This window comes from Legionella sp. PATHC039, from assembly GCF_026191275.1.
Classification (GTDB): Bacteria; Pseudomonadota; Gammaproteobacteria; order Legionellales; family Legionellaceae; genus Legionella; species Legionella pneumophila.
This window is the reverse complement of the sequence record NZ_JAPHOP010000001.1, coordinates 350,736-372,021: the sequence shown is the minus strand read 5'-3', so window position 1 is coordinate 372,021 and position 21,286 is coordinate 350,736. Positions and strand designations below refer to the sequence as shown.

The window sequence follows — 21,286 nt, the reverse complement described above, 5'->3', positions numbered from 1 at the left end:
CTACTGACACAATCTGTCATAAGCCCTGTTTATACTTGCAATGATTAATAAAAAATAAGGAAAATAATATGTTCAGTGATCCTAATCTGGTTTTATTTTACGTGAAAAACCCGGCAAAAAGTGAAGAATTTTATAAGAATCTGTTAGACACTCAACCTGCCGAATCTTCACCAACATTCGCTATGTTTGTCCTGAAAACAGGGCTTGGTCTTGGATTATGGGCTAAAGAAGATATTGAGCCTCAAGCCTACCAAACAGGAGGAGGTATGTAGCTGTCCTTTCAGGTTAACAGTAATGAAATGGTCGATGAGATACACAAGCAATGGTCTGATAAAGAAATTTCTATTATTCAACCTCCCACACAAATGGATTTTGGATACACATTTGTTGGTGTTGATCCCGATGAGCATCGTCTTCGTGTTTTTTGTCTAAAACGAACGTAGGCAATTGGAGTAATGACCAATCATAGCTTGTAGTATGGCTTTTAAGTGAGTGATATCACACAACCCAACCTGCTACAAGCTACAATTACTATTAGCAAATGAACAAACATCGAGACATCGACCCCTGATAGCTGTATTTTTTAAAAAGGAGATACAGAATGGTATGGGACGCAACGACAACAAACGCCATCTCTAATGCCGCCCATGCGCTTTTCCTGTTATTGTACTTAATTGGTGCCTGCATCCACTACTTAAAAAAAGATCATACTTTTTCACTTTTGATTGTGTTTTTTTTCTTAAATATCCTTGTTCTGAAGGTATTGGGAGTTTATGTCCATTACTACCCTTCTCATTCGCATTTACCGCCGGCCTGGATTGCGATTAGTTTGCTTGTTATCATGCTTAATTATTTGCTTGTCCAATCAATGCAAATGCCCGATATGTGCAGAGTTATAGTAGTATTTCTATCCATCGTATTTACTTATCTTTTCCTGACCCACGATGGAAATTACACCTACATTGCCTTTCCTGTCATCCTTGTATATTTGATTGCGGCTTATTATTCGCAAGCAAAAGTCAGGATTGGCTTTGTCATGGTGGTTATATCAAACGTGATATGGATAGTCACAAGGCATATTCAAAATTACATTGCTGGCCATGAAATTCCTGTGGAATATCGCTATGATAATGATGTCTATCATATCTTTTTAATTCTATCGACTTATGTAATCTATAGGGGTATTGCTGAGGGACAATGGAAACATCCTCGTTAAAAATATCATTGAGAAACCTATAATTATCAAAAGCAATGTCAAGATATGAGTGAATAATTTAATCACTTTGAAATGAAACATTTCTTGAGCATGAATTCATACATTCATGAAACTCTTTTAGTTATTCTAGATAGCCTACCAAAATAGCTGATTAATTATGAGATTAACAACAATCACTCTATAAAACCACAGAACACTTTGATACCTTATCCAAATAATTAAGAAAATATCTCGAGAATAAATATTCATGAGCACTGATAATTTATTACAGCCCAAGTTAATTGAGGCAACACTTGGTGACTATCCAGTTATTCAAAATATGGCGCGATTTTATGTTTATGATATGTCACGTTATTGCGGTTTTATTTCGGAAGAATGGGCATGCCCACCAGATGGACTTTATGAAAGTTATGATTTCAAAATTTATTTTACCGACCCCGAACGAAAAGCCTTCCTTATTCAAATCAACAATGAACTGGCCGGTTTTGCTTTATTAAATAAATTCGGAATCCAGGCTGTTGATTGGAGTATGGGGGAGTTTTTCATCCTGGCTAAATTCCAAGGGAAAGGCATTGGCCAATCAGTAGCTCATCAACTATGGCGCACTCATCCAGGTGAATGGGAAATATCGGTCATTCCGGAAAACATACCGGCTTTATCGTTTTGGTGCCAGGCAGTAATGACCTATACTCTTGAACGGTACAAAGAACAGATAAAGACAGTGAATTATGATATCCACCAAACCCAACGCATTATTTTAAGTTTTAATACACAACAGCAGAACAAATCTTGTCATTCCATTCCAAAAAAACCTATTACAATAGATTTCGTGGATAATATCCCCAAATCTCTGGAAAAAAAGATGACAGAAGATCTGATAGCCTATGAAAGAACTCATGGTATTGATGTGAACTACAAGCGTTTTTCGATAGTACTATCGGAAGAAGGGGTAACTTGTGGCGTTATTAATGCCTTTACTGCTTTTGCGGAAATATACATCGATGACCTATGGGTAGATAAAGCATATCGTGGTAAAGGATATGGCAAAAAATTACTGCAAACTCTTGAGAATCATTTTAAAGGGCAAGGATTTAATAATATCAATTTATGTACCAGCGCCTTTCAAGCACCGGAATTTTACAGAAAATGCGGATATACGGCTGAATTTACACGAATCAATCAAGCCAATCCCAAGCTTTCCAAAACCTTCTTTGTGAAATTTTTTGATGAAGAAAATCAAACACAAGGACTATTTTGAAAAACAGAACTTCTAAATAACTCCCCACATCTTATTGATATTCAGAGGTCCTGAAAAAGTAATTTTCAATTAAAGAGACTAACAGGACTTACGAAAAGCCCCAAGGTCGAGGCAAAAAATGTTTTTAATGAGGGAATTTAGATAAACTAAATGACCGAATTAAAAACATTTTTTAACAAAGAGATTGGGGCTTTTCATAAGTCCTGACTAATTAAAGTGCCTATAAACCGTCTTATTCCAACTGATTACATTAGTTTGTTTTAAGAGAAAAATCCTGAGAAGTCAGAAACCAACGTCGAATATTTTTTTCGGAGTATTTATGATACTGGCACCAATCTCTAATAATAGAGGAATCTATATCTTCCGGGATATCATGCATGCCCCGAGAAAAATTTCCCTGTAAAAGCAATAAACATCCCAGATTATGCAAATAAAACTCAGGGTCTATAAAAATCATTGAAGTAGGATCATATAAGCAAAAATTAATAGGTTTTTTATCGTATAATACATCCTGAGCGTTGAAATTGGGGCCAAACTCATCATGAAGCCCTAAATTCCCCAGGATTTTGCCATCAAACCAGGCTCTGGGATATTTGCTCATAATATTTTTACCACCAGTTGCAGTTAATATAATATCTGCTTTAGCCACTGCTTTTTCAAGCTTATCGCGATCCTCGGTTAGAATAGCGTCTATACCAAGCCTGGAAGCTAAATCACATTGGTGGGCGGAACTGTCCACTACAGTAACCGGTACTCGATGTTCTACACAAAAATAAGCGAGCCCTCGCCCTATTTTACCAAATCCAAAGATTAACCAATTCTTATTTATGGGATCGACGCCAGTGAGTTTTTGAATCGCTTGGTGAGAACTTTCAGCACAACCAAATACTGTCTCCAATTGTTTCGTCATTGTGTGATCAATGCTTATAACCGGAAAATCAAGTGTTTTCAGACTACGATAATACTGATCCCCTGAGCCCGTTAGTTCAATAGCTCCCGTCAAAGGTCTTCCGAGACGCTGATGAAGCTGCCCGCCACAATCCATATAAACATCGAACGTTTCATCTCTTAAACGGTCAAGATTTTCAACATAAGCAATTCCAGAATTATGAAGACAAGTAATCGCATCAGGGTGTGCCTTACAAAAAGAGACTGGATTGGTTACGGTCACTTCAGCTTTTGCAGCAACAAGAGCTGCAATTTTTAGCAGTGTATTGGGAACCAAAGGCACATGATGCAGTATTTTCACCCCTTGCAAAGGTCTGTCTTTGCCCCATTCATTAATCTGAAGATGCATAAATGGCGCAATTTGCGGGTGATACATTTCTAAATACTTTAATAACTCTTGGTGCATTGTTTACGTCATATGAGAAAGAATGACATTACTATAATCGAACTCATTAGCAATAACACGAATTAATAAAACATATTTTAATTTGTGAGGATTAGGCGATTAAAAATTGATTGGGCCGTATAGGATTCGAACCTATGACCCTGAGATTAAGAGTCTCCTGCTCTACCAACTGAGCTAACGGCCCATAATAAAAAACAACTCAAACATACAATTTAATAGCAACAAGTATTCTATCTGTCAACTAGCCCAAAAGTCAGGATATCAAGTCTTTGCAATCAGAAACTTTATCAGAGAACATTTTTATATTTTTTGCCTGTTTTTTAATGAACTAATCATCCATACCAGAATGGAATCTTTATATGGTAGTATGATTTTAATCCCAAAATAAGTTAACTCAAAAATGTTGAAACTATTTGATGCTCATTTTCATATTATCGATTATCGTTTTCCTCTAATAACTAATCAATCCTATCTTCCTCCCAAATTTACTGTTGAAGATTATCTCCACCGTGCAAAGCCCCTGAATATTTGCGGAGGAGCCATTGTTTCGGGCTCATTCCAAGCCTTTGACCAAAGTTATCTTCTAGCTACTCTGTCTATTTTAGGCCCCGATTTTGTAGGAGTTACTCAATTACCTGCAACTGTAAGTGATGAAGAAATTATTCAATTAAATCAAAAAGGTATTCGTGCAGTCCGATTCAATATCAAGCGTGGCGGCTCAGAAAACATCCATCGGTTAAAATATTTTGCTCACCGTATTTATGAGATAGCAGGATGGCATATAGAGATTTATGTTGACTCAAAGGAGCTTGGCGATTTGACTAATCTGTTATTGGAATTACCTGCTGTCAGTATTGATCATTTAGGATTATCGCAATCAGGGTTTTCTGAATTACTCCATCTGGTGAAACATGGCATCAAAATAAAAGCTTCAGGTTTTGGGAGAGTCGATTTTGATGTTAAAAACGCATTACGAACCATCGCGCAAATTAATCCAGACGCCTTGTTATTTGGTACTGATTTACCCTCCACGCGGGCTCCCCGCCCTTTTCTGGATAGTGACATTCAAATAATCCAGGATCTATTTGATGAGGAGCTGACAGAAAAAATTCTGTACAGGAACGCGTGTAATTTTTACAGTAAAAATAATTCAGAGTAAGGTTTACACTTTATATTCCCCTGTTTTTCTATTTCTAAGTCCTTCATCTTCTTCTGAAGGCACATTTGTAAATATCCTCAAACTCCCTTGACTGGCAGAAGTGTAATCAAGACGGGCTTTTTGATATTGTTTACAAATTTCTCGCTGAAGCTCAATCGGCATCATACCAACAGCACCATACACTTTGACATTACCGCTTGGTTTCTTTCCAGGAGGATAATTTTTAACATCAATCACCGCCTCTCTTAAATCCTTGATAAATTGCTTTTCGAAACCTTTCACCAATGTATGCACATGAGTCAGGCATAAGTGAAAACCATCCGGATTTTGTAGCAAATTAAGTTTCCACCCCCTCTTCTCCAATTCATCGGCAATGAAATGAGCATTGCAAGTGTTACTTCTAAAACCCAGAATGGACCATTGAGAGTTACCATAAATATAAATGTCTTCACTGGTCAATCCCTTACCTTTCTCCAGTAATTCCGTCAATTCTTTTTGAATAGCATTGCGTAATGTGATAATGCTTTTGGCAATTTCCTGATATTTATTTTTCCCATAGTAAGACAAAGTAGCGTAGACTTCCGCAACCCGAGCCCCACTGGTTGAACCATCGAGAATTCCTGGCGTAGCATACAATCCACCTGACCAGTTTAATGCGGCATAAACCGACAAAGCAGGCGAATCCTCACTAAAAAGACAAACAGAGGTACCTTTAGGACAACAGCCATATTTATGCAAGTCGGCTGAAATGGAAGTCACTCCAAGCACTCTAAAATCCATAGGCTCGGATGAGGTATCTAAAAAAGCCGTTAAAAATCCACCCAAACAGGCATCTACATGAAAAGGAACATTTTTTTTCTTTGCTAATTGACCTAGCTCTGAGACAGGATCATGAATTCCATTCATGAACGATGGGGCAGATCCAACCATTACGGCAGTGTTTCTGGTAATATAGGAGCTCATGACCTTGGGATTCACCGCACCTGTTTTTTTATCGACAGGCACTGTAATTAATATTGCTCCCGTTAATTCGGCTGCTTTTTTAAATGCAGCATGTGCGGTTTCAGGTACGACAATTTCAGGATAATCAATGCCTTTTGCTCTTGCGCGAATGACATAAGCGGCCATCGCCTCAATAATGCTGGTCGTACCCCCATGAGTTAATAAACCATAACCTTCTTTTGAGCCATGAAACAGATTTTGACACCAACGAATCACCTCTGCTTGCATTGCGTTAATTCGAGGCCATTTATCGTGCAAAGGATTAGTGAGAGCGGTTGCCCCATAAACTTCTTTAAGAAGTTCAGTAAGTTCCTTGGGGTGAATAGCGTATAAAGCTCCTGAGTCTTTACCATCACCTCTTCCAACAAGAAATTCCCTCTCAGGACCGTCATTGGTTATGGATAAGAAATCAAAATGACATTTTTTTACATCCACATCAAATGCGCTCAAAATGTCTTGGGGAGAAAGCCCTTCCTCCGGTATTTCATCTCTGAGAGTCATACCGGAACGCTGAATTCTCAATTTTTCTCTTGTTGAAGCAAGTTCTTTATTGAGCTCTTTCTCAATGATCTGGTTCACACCAGGTAAATTTTTTGCCAAGGCGTAAACACTATCAATAATGCGCTGCTTCATACTGGCGTTATTACGGCTACGATACCATCTGGAAATCCATGGGTCATGATATTGATTATAAAGAAAATAAAGAGCAGCTGTACCTAATATGATTTGATGCGCTGGAGTATCTTGTAATAATTCATCTAAAGAACTGACTGCTGCTGTTAATAAATCTGAAACAAAACCGAACATTGAACATATCCTTACGAGCAAAATGATGGATAATAGTCACTTTGCATAAAAAAATAAAGATCAGTCAATACGTGTCCATATAACAAAAACACCCTGGTATTTTGCTTGGGCCGGATGATCTCTAATGCAAGATATAATATTCCCAGCATTACGCATAATACGTCTTTATAAGCTAAACTAAGCTTATCCACTGGATCATAACTTACTACTATATTGAATATCAGGGATAGATAACAATGAACAAAATGTTGGCATTGATCCTACAATTACTGGCAATTATTCTTATTCCTGCTCTCATTTCCTGTAGTTCAGAATCCAATAAGCCAGCAGGGCAAATTTTGGCGGAAGTTGATGTCGCGCTTCCAGTCAAAAAGAAAATTGTAGAATGGGATGAATACACTGGACGATTTCAAGCAGTAGAGGAAGTCGATGTTCGCGCTCGGGTCACCGGTTATCTTGAGGCGATCAAGTTCAAGGATGGTCAAACGGTAAAAAAAGGAGATGTTTTATTCGTTATCGATCAACGCCCCTTCAAATATGCTCTGGCAAGAGCAGAAGCTCAATACGCATTAGCCAAAGCGCAATATGAACGTGCCATAAAGCTTCAAAAAGAGAAATTTATTTCAGCTGAAGTGATAGATCAACGATTTCAAGACGTACAAGTTGCTGAAACCAGAGTACAGGAAGCAAAATTGAATCTGGAGTTTACTGAAATCAAAGCTCCCATCAGTGGCAAAATAAGTCGCGATTTTGTGAGTGTGGGTAATTTAATCCGCATGAACGACACGGTCTTGACTAAAGTAGTTTCTATTGATCCCATTTATTTTTATTTTGAAACCAGTCAAAATGATTTGCTCAAATACATACGTCTTGAACACTCAGGAAAAAGACTTAGTTCTGAGAAAGAACCCACTCCCGTCTTAATTAAATTACCTGATGAAAAGGATTATCTTCATCAAGGTGTAGTAGATTTTTTGGATAATGTGATCGACTCAGGCACGGGAACTATTCTTGCCAGAGCACTTGTGCCTAATCCTGATAATGTCATTTATCCTGGCTTGTTTGCACGTGTAAAATTAGTTGGCAGTGGGGAATATGAAGCAATTTTACTCCCTGATAAAGCAATCAATACGGATCAAGCTCGCAAATTTGTATATGTAGTTGATAATGAAAATAAAGTGAAGCGAGTATATGTTGAATTAGGACCACTGCGCGAAAGTGGGTTTTACATTATTCGAAGTGGATTGAAAGGGAATGAAAAAGTCGTCATTCATGGAATTCAACGTATTCATGGCGCAAACCAGGAAGTTAAGCCTGTGATGATTGAGGTAACTGAAAATTAAACCGATTGTGTATTGGAATCCTGTTCATTCGATAGAATTTTAATACCACATAAAGCATACAAGGTTTTATAGTGTAGCCAATGCAAAAAGGATTTGCTGGATGAAAATAGCTCTTTTCTTTATTGATAGACCAGTATTTGCAACAGTAATCTCAATCATCATCGTTATGGTGGGGGTATTGTCCTATTTCAATTTACCAATAGAACAATACCCGCAAGTAGTTCCGCCTACGATTCAGGTACAAGCTTCTTATCCTGGAGCCAATGCAAAAACAGTAGCTGAAACTGTTGCAACACCGATTGAACAGGAAGTTAACGGCGTAGAAAACATGTTGTATATGGATTCCCAATCCACTGATGATGGCCAAATGCGTCTGACTATTACTTTTAAGCTTGGAACAGATCTGGATCAGGCGCAGGTACTGGTGCAAAACAGGGTGGCAGTTGTTGAACCCAAATTACCTGAAGAAGTCCGCCGCTTAGGAATCACTACTAACAAAAATTCACCTGATTTGATGTTGGTAGTGAATCTCTACTCCCCTAATGGCCAATATGATCAAACCTATATTGGCAATTACGCTATTTTGCATATACGCGATAAAATCAGACGAATTGAAGGTGTGGGCAATGTCCTTGTATTTGGAGCCAGTGAATATGCTATGCGCATTTGGCTGAATCCCGATTTAATGAATACTTTTAATTTAACCGCGAATGATGTTTTAGCGGCTGTTCGAGCTCAAAACGTGCAAGTCGCAAGCGGTACGCTTAATTTGCAACCCCAGAAAAAACAATACGGTTTCGAGTACCATATTGAAACCAAAGGACGCCTGGTTAAAAAAGAAGAATTTGAGAATATTATTGTCAAATCAGGTGAAGGCGGGCGTATCGTTCGCCTGAAAGACATTGGCCGCGTCGAGTTAGGTACACAAAATTACCTGACGAAAGGTTATTTAGACAAATACCCTGCTGTTGCATTACCTATTTATCAACGACCAGGAACCAATGCATTAGCCACCGCGCAAGAAATCATTACAACCATGAAAACGATTGCCAAGGATTTCCCACCTGGGATTACCTATGAAATTGCCTATAATCCTACTCTATTTGTTCAACAATCAATTAATGCTGTATTTCATACTATTTATGAAGCGATTGCCCTGGTTGTGCTCGTGATTTTGATTTTTCTACAAACCTGGAGAGCATCAGTCATTCCAATAGTTGCTATTCCTGTATCATTGATAGGAACTTTTGCCGTGATACAGGCTATTGGATTTTCATTGAATTACCTAACCTTGTTTGGCCTGGTTCTTGCCATCGGTATTGTTGTTGATGATGCCATTGTCGTTGTTGAAAATATGGAACGCAATCTCCAGGCAGGCATGAATCCCCGTGATGCAGCCAGAAAAACGATGACAGAAGTAGGCTCTGCATTGGTTGCCATGGGCTTGGTATTAATTGCCGTATTTTTACCTACCATTTTTCTGGAAGGAATTTCCGGACGTTTTTATCAACAATTCGGTACAACGCTTGCTGTCGCGACTGCCATTTCTGTTTTTGTCTCTTTAACTCTGACCCCAACCATGGCGGTATTATTGCTTCGCGCTCATCACGAAACATTGAAACAAGAAGGGTTAACCTGGTGGAAAAAACCAATTTATGGGTTTTTACATGGATTTAATCGACTAATGGAAGGATTTTCCCATCAATATGGGAAATTGGTTGCTACCCTCACCCGTAAAACCGCCTTAATGATTATTGCTTACAGTATTTTTATTTCCATCACATTACTTCTTTTTGTCTACGTGCCGCGCGGATTTATCCCAAGACAAGATCAGGGCTATTTTATCGTTGCAGTTCAATTGCCAGCCGGAGCCTCTCTGAGCCGGACTGATGCCGTGATCAACAAAGCGGTCAACAAAATATTGGCGATTCCCGGTATTGCTCATACCGTTAGTTTTACAGGCTTTTCTGGTGCCACATTTACTAACTCCTCCAATGCCGGAGCAATTTTTACTCCTCTACTGTCATTTGAAGAGAGACAACGCATGGGGATAAATTATAATGACATTCTTAAGCGTTTAAGACAGGAATTAAGTACAATAAAAGAATCCCTTATCGTGGTTATTCCTCCTCCACCAGTCCGCGGTATTGGAAATGCGGGTGGTTTTAAAATGATGCTTCAAGACAGAGGCGGCCGAGGACTTGATGTATTAATGGAAGCAGCGGCAACAATGGTTAATGCGGCCAATCAGGAAAAAGCCACCACATCAGTATTCACTTTTTTTGAAAATTCAACGCCAAGACTTCACTTGAAACTGGACAGAGAAAAGGTGGAGCGGCTTAACGTGCCTTATGCGAATGTTGTTGAAGCATTGGAGGTTTACCTGGGTTCTGTTTTTATTAACGAATTCAACTATCTGGGACGTACTTTTCGTGTTATTGCGCAAGCTGATTCAGAATATCGCCATACCGAAGACGATATTTTACGAATTAAAGTCAAAAGTAACAACGGAGACATGGTGCCTATAGGCTCAGTTGCACAAATAGAAAATACCGTTGCTCCTTCGCGTATGCCTCGTTTCAATCTGTATCCTGCTATTGATTTGCAAGGTGACGTTTCCCCAGGATACAGTTCTGATGAAGCATTAGTCACAATGGAAAAACTGGCTCAGAACAATCTTCCAGATGGTATTGGTTATGAGTGGACAGAAATAGCCTATCAACAGAAAATGGTAGGTAATACTGCAACAATCGCCTTTACTCTGGGTGTTATTTTCATTTTCCTTGTCCTTGCCGCCCAATATGAAAGCTGGTCTTTACCCTTAGCGGTCATATTAATTGTACCGATGTGTCTCTTTTCTTCCATGCTGGGAGTTAAAATTCTCGGGATGGAAAATAATATTATGACTCAAATTGGTTTTCTGGTTTTGATTGGACTTGCATCGAAAAATGCCATCCTCATTGTGGAATTTGCAAGACAACTTGAAAATCGGGGCTATAATCTCTGGAAAGCCGCCATTCAGGCAGCAAAACTTCGTCTGCGCCCGATTTTGATGACCTCATTTGCATTTATTCTTGGTGTTTTTCCCTTGATTATCGCAACAGGGGCAGGTGCTGAAATGCGGCGTGCACTCGGTGTCGCTGTATTCAGCGGGATGTTAGGAGTCACTTTTTTTGGTTTGGTGTTTACACCATTATTTTATGTTTTGATTAGTCGCTTGAGCAAGTATAAAAGAAAATCGACCAAGCCTTAAAACTAAAATAGTCTTTTAGAAATCTGTCTTTTAAAAATCAATAAGTTTTTTATAAATAGACTATAGTTTAAAAATAGAGACTGTATTCTTTAGAAATTATTCTTATGAGGATATATGACTTCTTCAACTTCTGGAAAAAATAATCAACAAAAGTATCCTTTACGAACTTATTCTTCTGATTCACCCGCCCGGCGTGAAGATTTGTTCAATCTTTCATCTTACCCAGTTCTTGATATCGAGGAAGCCATTAAATTTACATTAACCGAAGAAAATCTTGCCGAGATGCTTCATACGATGCTCAATCACTCATTACCAGACGAAGTAGCTGAAATGAAAAAGTTTCATGACTTTGGGGATTGGGGAAAAACCCAAGACATAGCCCATAAAATTAAAGGCGGATGCGTTTATGTCGGTACAGTACAAATTAAAATGGCTTGTCAATATTTTGAACGCTATTGGAAATCAGGAGATACTGACTTGTTAGAAGCATTATATCAACAAATCCTCAATACAATTGAAGGAAATGTCCATTATATAAAAAACTGGCTGGACAATCGAAAATAAAATGAAATCTATCGACACAATAGAAGGCTAAAATCAAAAAGACTATGATTCAATTTTCTTCTATAAAGGATAATACATTATGCATTCTTATCTATTACCTAATAATCAATCCAAACTCATTGTTTTAATAATCCTTATGAGACAAAAGAATGCATGTAACTCTCCTTTTGAACGACTCAATCCTTCCTCTGTTTACCTAAATTTTGTATACTTTTTGAACTAAAGAAACCTTTTTTGAAAAATTGCTATATAATTTCACCAAATTATGTGTTTTATTTTAATTAAGGCCTCGAAAGTATGGAATTAAAAAAGCAAGATTTTAATTATACGGTAATTGACCTTTTTGAAACACAAGTCAAAAAAAATCCAGACTTTCTTGCGCTTAAAGACAAGACAACTGCATATAGCTACCTCGCATTAAATGAAAAAGCAAATCAATTTGCTCGAAGTTTGAAAAAAAAATCGGTTAAAGAAGGCGATTTTGTTGGCATTTTGTTAGATCCAGGCGTTGAATTTTTTATTTGTATCCTTGCTATCATAAAACTTGGTGCCATTTATGTACCACTCGACACCCTTGCACCATCAACACGTTTGCATGAAATCGTTATAGACGCCAATCCTGGAGTTGTGATTACCCATGATGAATACCAACCTCTCCTCGAAGGAGTTGATACTGAAATCTATCTGATCAAACAACTCCATTTAGAATCATTAAGTCAATCCAAGAAAAATATTAAAAACACGGTCATACCAACATCTCCTTTGTATATGATTTATACTTCAGGATCCACCGGCAAACCCAAAGGGGTGGTTGTTCCTAACAGAGCGGTGGTAAATCTTGCCGTAATTGATAATATTATCTCGATACAGAAAGGAGAAAAAGCAGGTCAATTCTGTAACCTGGCTTTCGATGGTAGTGTATTCGAAACATGGGTTGCCCTTTTAAACGGCGCAGCATTGCACATTATCCCTAATGAAGCCAGGAGAAACCATAATCAATTAAAAAAGATTATTAAAGAATTCCAAATCAAGTACTTACTGATTCCAACCGGCTATTTCCATCAGCTGATGAAATCATTTCCAGAAACCTTAGATCTTTTACATACTATTTCCTTTGGCGGTGAGCAAGTGAATGCTCACCTATTGAAAAATTTTATTGATTGTAGAAAAAAAGCAGATATCCCCATAAAACTGGTTAACGTATATGGCCCAACAGAGGCTACCGTTTTCTCAAGCTGCAATATTATCCATAGCGAAAAAGAATATACAGACGAACAACTTGCAAGTATAGGATTTAAAACGGCCAACACAAAAACCTATATTCTTGATAATAACCGCCGTCGCACAGAGGAAGGAGAACTTTGGGTCAGTGGAGTACACTTGGCTCTGCATTACCATAATAGCCCAGAACAAACAGAAGAAAAATTTGTTAAGAACCCTTTTTCACGCAACGAACTCTATTCAAGAATGTATAGAACCGGTGATAAAGTCCGTCAGCTACCTTCTGGTGAATTATTATACTTGGGTCGCGTTGATGATCAGGTAAAAATTGGCGGCTTCAGGATCCATTTAACTGAAGTCGAACAAGAACTCATGAATCATGAGGCCATAAGCCTTGCTGCTGTAAACGTAGAGATCGGTGGTGGAGCACACAAATTTCTTACTGCATACCTGGTCTTTAAATCAAAGGACATCATTGTTGATGCCGATGAAATTAGAAGTTTTCTGAGCCGAAAACTACCGCCTTATATGTTACCCGCCAAATACGTCATGGTAGAAAAGTTACCTCTAACTGCGGTGGGTAAAATTGATAAAGCCAAATTAGATAAAATAGCTCATACCGATTTATCATTTCATATCGACACATCTTCATCGAACCCTATTGAAGAAACAATAAAAAATATCTGGCGACATCTTTTAAACCGCTCAAGTATTGAGTCTCACAAAAATCTCTTCGAATTAGGAGCAAATTCATTACTCATTACAGAAGCATGCGCTCAAATTAACAAGGAGCTACAGTGTGATTTACAGATAGTTGAGATGCTGACCCACCCGACTATCCACAAATTGAGCCGCTTTCTTGAAGGTGATTTGGATAAACATCTCGCGCGAAAAATAAAAAAAACGCCTTCACAGAACATTGCAATTGTTGGTATGAGTTGCCGCTTTCCCAAGGCTCGAAATATAGATGAATTCTGGCATAATTTGTGTCAGGGGAAAGACTGCCTGACTCGTTTTAACGAAAATACTATCCCCCACTATCTTTTGGCCCAAGAAGACTATGTACCTGTAAAAGGGGTCTTGGAAAATAACGATCATTTTGACGCGCATTTTTTTGGTTTCAGTCCCATTGATGCCAAAATTACTGACCCGCAACATCGGGTGTTTCTTGAGTGTGCATGGGAAGCTCTTGAACATGCCGGTATTGCCCCAAGCAAACTGGACTCTAAAATCATCAGTGTCTTCTCGGGGATGACCGATAGCACATACCTCAATGAAAATTTACTTAAAAGCCAATGGTTTTGTAATGAGTTTGATCAATTTCAGCAAAGAATATCTACAAGTATGGGAATGCTCAGCACCCAAACTTCCTATCGGCTCAATTTCAAAGGGCGTAGTGTTAATATTAATACCGCTTGCTCTACAGGTTTAGCTACAGTAGATCATGCCTGTCAAGACTTAATACTGGGACAAAGTGACATTGCACTGGCTGGTGCAAGCTCTATAGTCATTCCCGAAACACAGGGATACTTTTTTCAAAATGGCAGTATTGTCTCATCCGACGGATACTGCAGACCTTTTTCATCTGAAGCAAACGGTACTGTTTTTTCCAATGGCGTTGGCGTCATTGTTCTAAAACGGTTAGAAGATGCGATAAAGAATCACGATACAATCTATGCCATCATCAAGGGGAGAGGAGTAAATAACGATGGAATAGACAAGTTGGGTTTCACTGCACCGAGTATGAGCGGCCAGATCTCATGCATTCGGGATGCTCTTCAACAAGCCCAGATTAGTGCAGAGGAAATCAATTTTCTTGAAGCACACGGAACAGCAACCGCATTGGGTGATGTGATTGAAATAAAGGCATTAACCTCTGTCTATCGAGAACAAACTGATAAAACCGAGTTTTGTGCTTTAGGCTCGGTTAAAGCAAATATTGGGCATACTGATGTAACAGCAGGTATTGCTGGTATTATTAAAACAGCTCTCTGCCTTTATCATAAGAAAATACCACCTCTTATTCATTATAAAAAACCAAATCCCGATTTGGCACTGCCCGAAAGTCCCTTTTTTGTTAATACGGAAACCTTGGATTGGAACACGTCTTCAAAACGCTATGCCGCAGTAAGCTCTTTTGGAATAGGTGGCACCAACACTCATATGATTTTATCAGAACATGAACATGAGGAAAAAGTGACCTCGGTTTCTCCCTTAAAAGAGGAATTAATACTTCTTTCAGCAAAAACAGAAAAGGCATTACAGCAAAGTACTTACAATCTCAAGAACTATTTAAAAAAATGTGATGACTCTCATCTTGAGAATATAGCCTATACGCTGCAAAGAGGCAGAGAAGATTTTCAATGGCGTCAATTTGCTGTTGGTAAAACAGTAGAAGAGATAAGCATCGAATTAAAAAAGAAAAACCCTTTATTTTTTAATGAAGAGACTCATCACAGCATTACATTTATGTTTAGTGGACAGGGAATGCAATATCCTCAAATGGCTATGGAGTTATTTGAAACAATGCCACTTTTTACAAAATACATGACCTTAGGATCAAAGATTGTACAAACTTATTTACATCATGATTTGCTTTCTATTCTCTTTGAATCCAGCTCAAAGAAACTCAAAGAAACTCAATACGCTCAACCTGCGCTATTTATAGTGGAATATGCTTTGGCAAAGGTCCTTATAGAGTGCGGTGTAATACCAGAGATGCTAATCGGTCATAGCATTGGGGAATATGTTGCAGCCTGCCTTGCTGATGTTTTTTCTTTTGAAGACGGGATCGCTTTGGTGTGTGAACGAGGGCTATTAATGTCAAAGGCACCAAAAGGTGCCATGTTGTCTCTCGAAGCAACACGAGAGCAGCTGGATGGCTACCTGAAAATGGTTGATGTTGATATTGCTTTACATAATGCCAGCAATCATTTTGTTTTATCAGGCAGCGAGCCTGAGATTGAGAAATTAGAAAATTATCTGGCTACTCATAAAAAACCATTTCAAAAATTGAAAGTAAACCACGCCTTCCATAGCCGTTTTATGGAATCCATTGAAATACCTTTTAAAGAGATGTTTACTAACATAAAACTATCGGCACCCCAAATACCGGTTATTTCCAATGTAACTGGAGACTGGCTCTCGGCAAGTGAAGCGATTAATCCGGATTATTGGTATAAACACCTGCGTGAAACTGTGCGATTTTGCCAAGGAATCAATCGCATACTTCAAGACAAACACCCCATATTTGTCGAAGTAGGCCCTGGACAAAGCTTATATGGATTTGTGAAAGAAATATCGCATAAAAAGGCAAATGCTCTTTTTACACTCCCTGGTTATCAAAAGAATACATCTGACAGGTTTCAGTTGCTCACAGCATGCGGTGAACTATGGGCAAAAGGAGTAAACATTCGTTTAGAGCCTCTGGTAGAAACGGACAATCGAAGACTTATTCCCTTACCTACTTACCCTTTTCAAAGACAACGATATTGGATCGAGCCGGATAAAAAAACCATTGCTGTTAATGAAACCTGCTCTTTTTATAAACCTGTATGGTCTCATGAAAAAATAGCTCTTGTCATTCCTGCTCATCTTAAAAATTTTGACTATGTCATTTTCAAAGATAAATCAGGAATAGGTCAGAATATAATCAATATACTAAAAAATCATGACATCGAGCCCATTATTATTGAACCAAGTCAGGAATTCAGGCGATTATCGAAAACTCATATCAATATCAATCCAGGAGAAAAATCAGATTACAATCAATTAGTTTCAGTGCTAAAAAATACTCTGCGCAACCCAATTATTTTTCATTGCTTTTCATGTGATGGTTCTGAGGAAGACTTTCTTGATGCACAGCAAATTGAACATGGGTTAAATCTCGGGTTTTATAGTCTCCTCTATCTGACTCAGGCATTTTTAAATGATTTGGGAACCAATATGCCAATTCACTTGGCAATCATTACTACATGCACACAAAATGTTATTGGTGCTGAGAAAATATCTCCAATTAATGCCAGCCTGGTTGGGGCTTCGCGCGTCATCCCACTGGAACATCATAATATTTCATGTGCTTTGTTCGACATTCATTTATATGAAACAACCCAAAATATTACCAATGCTGTTATCGACATTATCAATTCTTCGACACAAGTAGTAAAAGATCTCCCCTGCCAATTAACTGCCTATAGAAATAGTTATCGCTGGGAGCTCTCTTATTCCTCAAATCACAGCAAAACTGTTTTACAACGTTTAACAGATAATGGTATCTATTTAGTTACAGGAGGCTTGGGGGGGATTGGGTTATCACTGTGCCATAGCATCTTGAAAAATACGAAACACCCAACATTCATTCTTTGCTCCAGAAAGCCTGTAATCGATGAATCAGACTGGGAAAAAATAGCAACAGATACTACTCATCCCTATCACCATAAGGCATTACAACTACAAAAATTAAAAAAAAATGGAGCAACTGTTGTTTGTTATCAAGCCAATATTGGAAATGATAAAGATGTCGACCGTTTAATTACATTTTGTAAATCCAGATTTAAAACAATTAACGGTCTCATTCATGCTGCAGGAGTTGCCGGTGGCGGTTTGTTACAACTGAAAACAAAAGAAAGTGCCGATAATATTTTGTTACCGAAAATTCATGGTACCTATTACCTGGCAAAAGCATTACATCAATTCCATCTTGATTTCATTGTTTTCATGTCCTCAATCGCATCGATTACAGGAGAGAGAGGACAAATTGATTATTGTGCGGCAAATGCCTGCCTGGATGCTTTTGCAAACAGCAATCTATTTCATACACAATGTTTGCTTAGTATAAACTGGAACACCTGGTGTGATATAGGAATGAGTGTAGAAACCCAAAGGCCGGAAGATATCGATTTTTTTGCTCGGGGAAATACTATCAATCCATTACAAGGACAAGAATTATTTTTAAAAGCACTCTCTAACCCTTGCTCCAATCTCATTGTCTCGAACTATAGTATTGAAGACTATTCCAGATTGATACTGGATAATAATCCTGTTGATACTGAAGAACATAAAGTCTCTCGCGACACGTTTAGCATGAATCACGAATTTTGTGCTCCACAGGGAAGCATTGAAAAGCGTCTTGCAAAATTATGGCAAGACAATCTTCATATTGTCGAAATTGGTAGAAACGATGATTTTTTTGCTTTAGGAGGTCATTCGCTAAAAGCATTAAATCTCATCGAGAACATTAATTCTATTCTAGGAGCCAATTTATCTATTCAACATTTATATCAAACACCAACTATTGCCAAGCTTGCTGAAATAATCAGTTCAAACAACTCTAAGAATCAAATTGATATTGTAATACCCCTAAAAAAGACGAGTTCAAAGCAACGCCCTTTTTTCTTCTGTCATCCTGCAAGTGGCATGATTTATTGTTTTGACCATTTTACATCCTCATGGGACTACCAGATCCCTTTATATGGTCTTCAAGATCCAAGCATTTCTTCAGGAAAATTAATTTTTGAAAGTATTTCTTCCATGGCAAAGGCTTATACCCAGGCCATAAAGAAAATACAACCACATGGTCCCTACTATTTAGTAGGATATTCCTTTGGAGGAAGCTTAATGCATGAGGTAGCTCATCTACTCACTCAACAAAATGAGCACATCGGATTGCTTGCCATGATTGAAAGCTGGTGTACTTTTTCAAGCAAGCAAAAATCCAAAAATCATTTCATCGAGGCCTATCTATCAAAAGAATTGCAAGCTAACAGGAATTTAGCCAATTTGGCATGGGAAAGAATGGAATTACTACTCAATCATAAGCCAACTAAAATCAAGCAGGACATGGTGCTATTTAAAGCAACCGATTTAAACCAAGACTATTTAGACATCAATGATCCGATGAATGGATGGGGACAATATAACTCAGGGCAAATTATATGCCATACTATTAAGGCAAATCACGATACAATCATTCGTGAAGGATATCAATTTATTGCACAAAAGTTAATCGAGTACAGGGATATTGAATGAGATCACAAACCATTCGTTTGACTCAAAATGATTTTCCCATTTTTGGAAAAGCATTTTCATTAGTTAACATTTCATTTCTCGTAATCAACGAGAATATGGAATTGGAATATCTCAATGATACCGCAAAGAAAAAGCTTAAAATTAATTGGAGCTCAACCGATAGACAATCTTTTTTCCAATTATGGGAATTAGCCAATCTAACTCCAATCCTGAATAAAAAAGGCAATCTTATTCCTAACAAAGTGTTGCAAGTGGGGAATTATTCTTTCCAATGGCAAAAAACAGTCGCAATAGTCAACGAAAAACATTACATTTTGTTAATGGACAAAGATGCAGCAACAACCTCGCATCTTTTCGAAGAAATCGGGACGGCTATCTATGGTGAAATTGGATACGCACCTAAAAACAAAATTTCTGTAAAAGAATATATTCAAGAAATAACCAACTATTACACCTCCGTTATCGATAAAATTCCTTGTTATGTTTACTGGAAAAACACCCGTTTTGAATACTTAGGTTGCAATGAAATGGCAGCACAGTTTTTTGGCTTTAAATCAACATCAGACATTATTGGAAAAAATGATTTTGATCTTTTTCAAGATCATGATTTCGCTAAAAATTATCAAGATCAGGATAAGCAAGTATTTTCAACTGGTGAACCTATTTTAAAAATGCCATCCGATCTCAAAGACCGTAATGGAACGGTTACTAATACCTTAGTCAGCAAAGTACCCATAACTAACTTATCGGGAAACATAGTAGGGCTTGTTGGAATTACTGTTGATGTGACTGAATTGACAAAAGCCAAAGAAGCCGCTGAGGCAGCTAACCAGGCCAAAACAGCATTTATTGCCAATATGAGTCATGATATTCGCACACCACTTACCGGGGTTATTGGAATGTCTGAATTGTTAGAAAACACAGTGAAAGACCCAGAGCAAAAGGAAGAAGCGCACATGCTTCACGATAGCGGTGAAGAACTATTAAATATGTTAAACGACATTCTAGATGATGTTCATGCTGGCTTTATGGATAAGGAAGACATCCGCATAGAGACTTTTGATTTGTATCAATGCATTGAAGATCTGTTGAAACTCGAACGCCCTACCACAGTGATGAAGCATTTGGAATTAATTGTGCATATTGGCAAATCTGTACCTCGTTATATCCAGAGTGATCGTAAAAAAATTCATAGGGTTCTTTTAAATTTATTGGGCAATGCGATTAAATTCACCCCTAAGGGTCAGATTACGATTCAAGTAGCATGCCTTGAAGCTTCCGGAAAAAACATTCATTTACAATTTAAAGTCAGCGATACAGGGATAGGTATTCCAACCAATCTTCAAGAAAAAGTATTTGAGCGTTTTTTCCGAATCAGCCCATCTTATAAAGGGATTTATAAAGGACATGGGCTTGGCTTGCATATCGCACAATCGTATGTCAACTTATTAGGGGGCCATATTGCTTTAATAAGCGAAGAAGGAACAGGCACCACTTTTTATTTCGATATTCCATGTCAAACAGGCGCTCAGAAAAAAATAAAAACCAATAAATCAACGAACAGTTCAAAAAAAACTGACTCCTCGCTCTCCACCTCATCTAACTCCCGATTAACTCCTAAGATGTCATCAGAAGCTGAAGAAAATTCTCCATACGTATTATTAGTGGAAGACAACAGCATTGCGTTGAAAGTACTGGAGCTTATTTTATCAAACGAGAGTTATCGCTTTAAATCAGCCTCTAATGGAGAAGAAGCATTGGCATTAATTCAATCCGAGTCTTTTGATCTTGTCATTACAGATCTCGGCCTGCCTGGAATATCTGGTTGCGAACTTTCTGTTAAAATTCGTGAATGGGAAAAAAAACATTCTAAAAAACTTCTTCCTATTATTGGATTGACTGGACACACTAAAGATTCCTCTGAAAAAGGATGTCTGGAATCTGGTATGAACAATGTGTTCACCAAACCTGTGACTCCAGAGCTAATTCACAATATAATCAATCAATATGTATTAGGAGAAAAATAAAAACCTGGTTAATTTAAAATTAACTTGATTCATATAATAATAATCAACCTACCTG

The 21,286-nt window shown here is 37.9% G+C and carries 10 protein-coding genes, 1 tRNA gene and 1 pseudogene; 9 read left to right on the top strand and 3 right to left on the bottom strand.

Going from position 1 to position 21,286, the window contains the following annotated elements:
- Window positions 1-68 precede the first annotated feature (68 nt).
- The 3 genes and pseudogenes from OQI99_RS16150 to OQI99_RS01630 all read left to right on the top strand — a co-directional run bounded on the left by OQI99_RS16150 (window position 69) and on the right by OQI99_RS01630 (window position 2,474).
- Window positions 69-443, top strand: a pseudogene (locus OQI99_RS16150) (VOC family protein).
- A 158-nt stretch (window positions 444-601) separates the two neighbouring features.
- Entirely contained in the window at window positions 602-1,216 is a 615-nt protein-coding gene (locus tag OQI99_RS01635) for a hypothetical protein (protein ID WP_265731191.1), read from the top strand.
- A 247-nt stretch (window positions 1,217-1,463) separates the two neighbouring features.
- Entirely contained in the window at window positions 1,464-2,474 is a 1,011-nt protein-coding gene (locus OQI99_RS01630; RefSeq protein WP_265731190.1) for a GNAT family N-acetyltransferase, read from the top strand.
- Window positions 2,475-2,724: 250 nt separating this feature from the next.
- On the opposite strand, the gene OQI99_RS01625 is transcribed toward OQI99_RS01630, so the two are convergent.
- Complete coding sequence (locus OQI99_RS01625; protein ID WP_265731189.1) at window positions 2,725-3,828, bottom strand: NAD-binding protein; 1,104 nt, start codon at window positions 3,826-3,828, stop codon at window positions 2,725-2,727.
- A gap of 111 nt (window positions 3,829-3,939) precedes the next feature.
- Window positions 3,940-4,012, bottom strand: a tRNA-Lys gene (locus tag OQI99_RS01620).
- Between the two features lie 216 nt (window positions 4,013-4,228).
- Between OQI99_RS01620 and OQI99_RS01615 the strand changes: the two genes are divergently transcribed.
- Window positions 4,229-4,987 (top strand): amidohydrolase family protein, encoded by a 759-nt coding sequence (locus OQI99_RS01615; RefSeq protein ID WP_265731188.1) that lies wholly within the window; start codon window positions 4,229-4,231, stop codon window positions 4,985-4,987.
- Window positions 4,988-4,990: 3 nt separating this feature from the next.
- Here the strand turns inward: OQI99_RS01615 and legS2 are convergent, their stop codons facing one another.
- A complete protein-coding gene (legS2, locus tag OQI99_RS01610; RefSeq protein ID WP_265731187.1) occupies window positions 4,991-6,817 on the bottom strand; it encodes a Dot/Icm T4SS effector sphingosine 1-phosphate lyase LegS2 in 1,827 nt (608 codons plus the stop codon).
- 215 nt (window positions 6,818-7,032) lie between these two features.
- Here legS2 and OQI99_RS01605 point away from each other — a divergent pair, with 215 nt between their 5' ends.
- The 5 genes from OQI99_RS01605 (at window position 7,033) to OQI99_RS01585 (ending at window position 21,231) form a co-directional block, all read left to right on the top strand.
- Window positions 7,033-8,139: an efflux RND transporter periplasmic adaptor subunit gene (locus tag OQI99_RS01605; RefSeq protein ID WP_265731186.1), complete on the top strand. Its 1,107-nt coding sequence runs from the start codon at window positions 7,033-7,035 to the stop codon at window positions 8,137-8,139.
- A 100-nt stretch (window positions 8,140-8,239) separates the two neighbouring features.
- Window positions 8,240-11,392, top strand: coding sequence for an efflux RND transporter permease subunit (locus OQI99_RS01600; RefSeq protein ID WP_265731185.1), 3,153 nt, complete (start codon window positions 8,240-8,242; stop codon window positions 11,390-11,392).
- 114 nt (window positions 11,393-11,506) lie between these two features.
- Window positions 11,507-11,956: an Hpt domain-containing protein gene (locus OQI99_RS01595; protein ID WP_265731184.1), complete on the top strand. Its 450-nt coding sequence runs from the start codon at window positions 11,507-11,509 to the stop codon at window positions 11,954-11,956.
- A gap of 297 nt (window positions 11,957-12,253) precedes the next feature.
- On the top strand, window positions 12,254-19,204 hold the full coding sequence (locus OQI99_RS01590) for a polyketide synthase (RefSeq protein WP_265731183.1): 6,951 nt from the start codon (window positions 12,254-12,256) through the stop codon (window positions 19,202-19,204).
- Window positions 19,201-21,231: a PAS domain-containing hybrid sensor histidine kinase/response regulator gene (locus tag OQI99_RS01585; protein ID WP_265731182.1), complete on the top strand. Its 2,031-nt coding sequence runs from the start codon at window positions 19,201-19,203 to the stop codon at window positions 21,229-21,231. Before OQI99_RS01590 ends, OQI99_RS01585 begins: the two co-directional genes overlap by 4 nt.
- The last annotated feature ends 55 nt before the right edge of the window (window positions 21,232-21,286 follow it).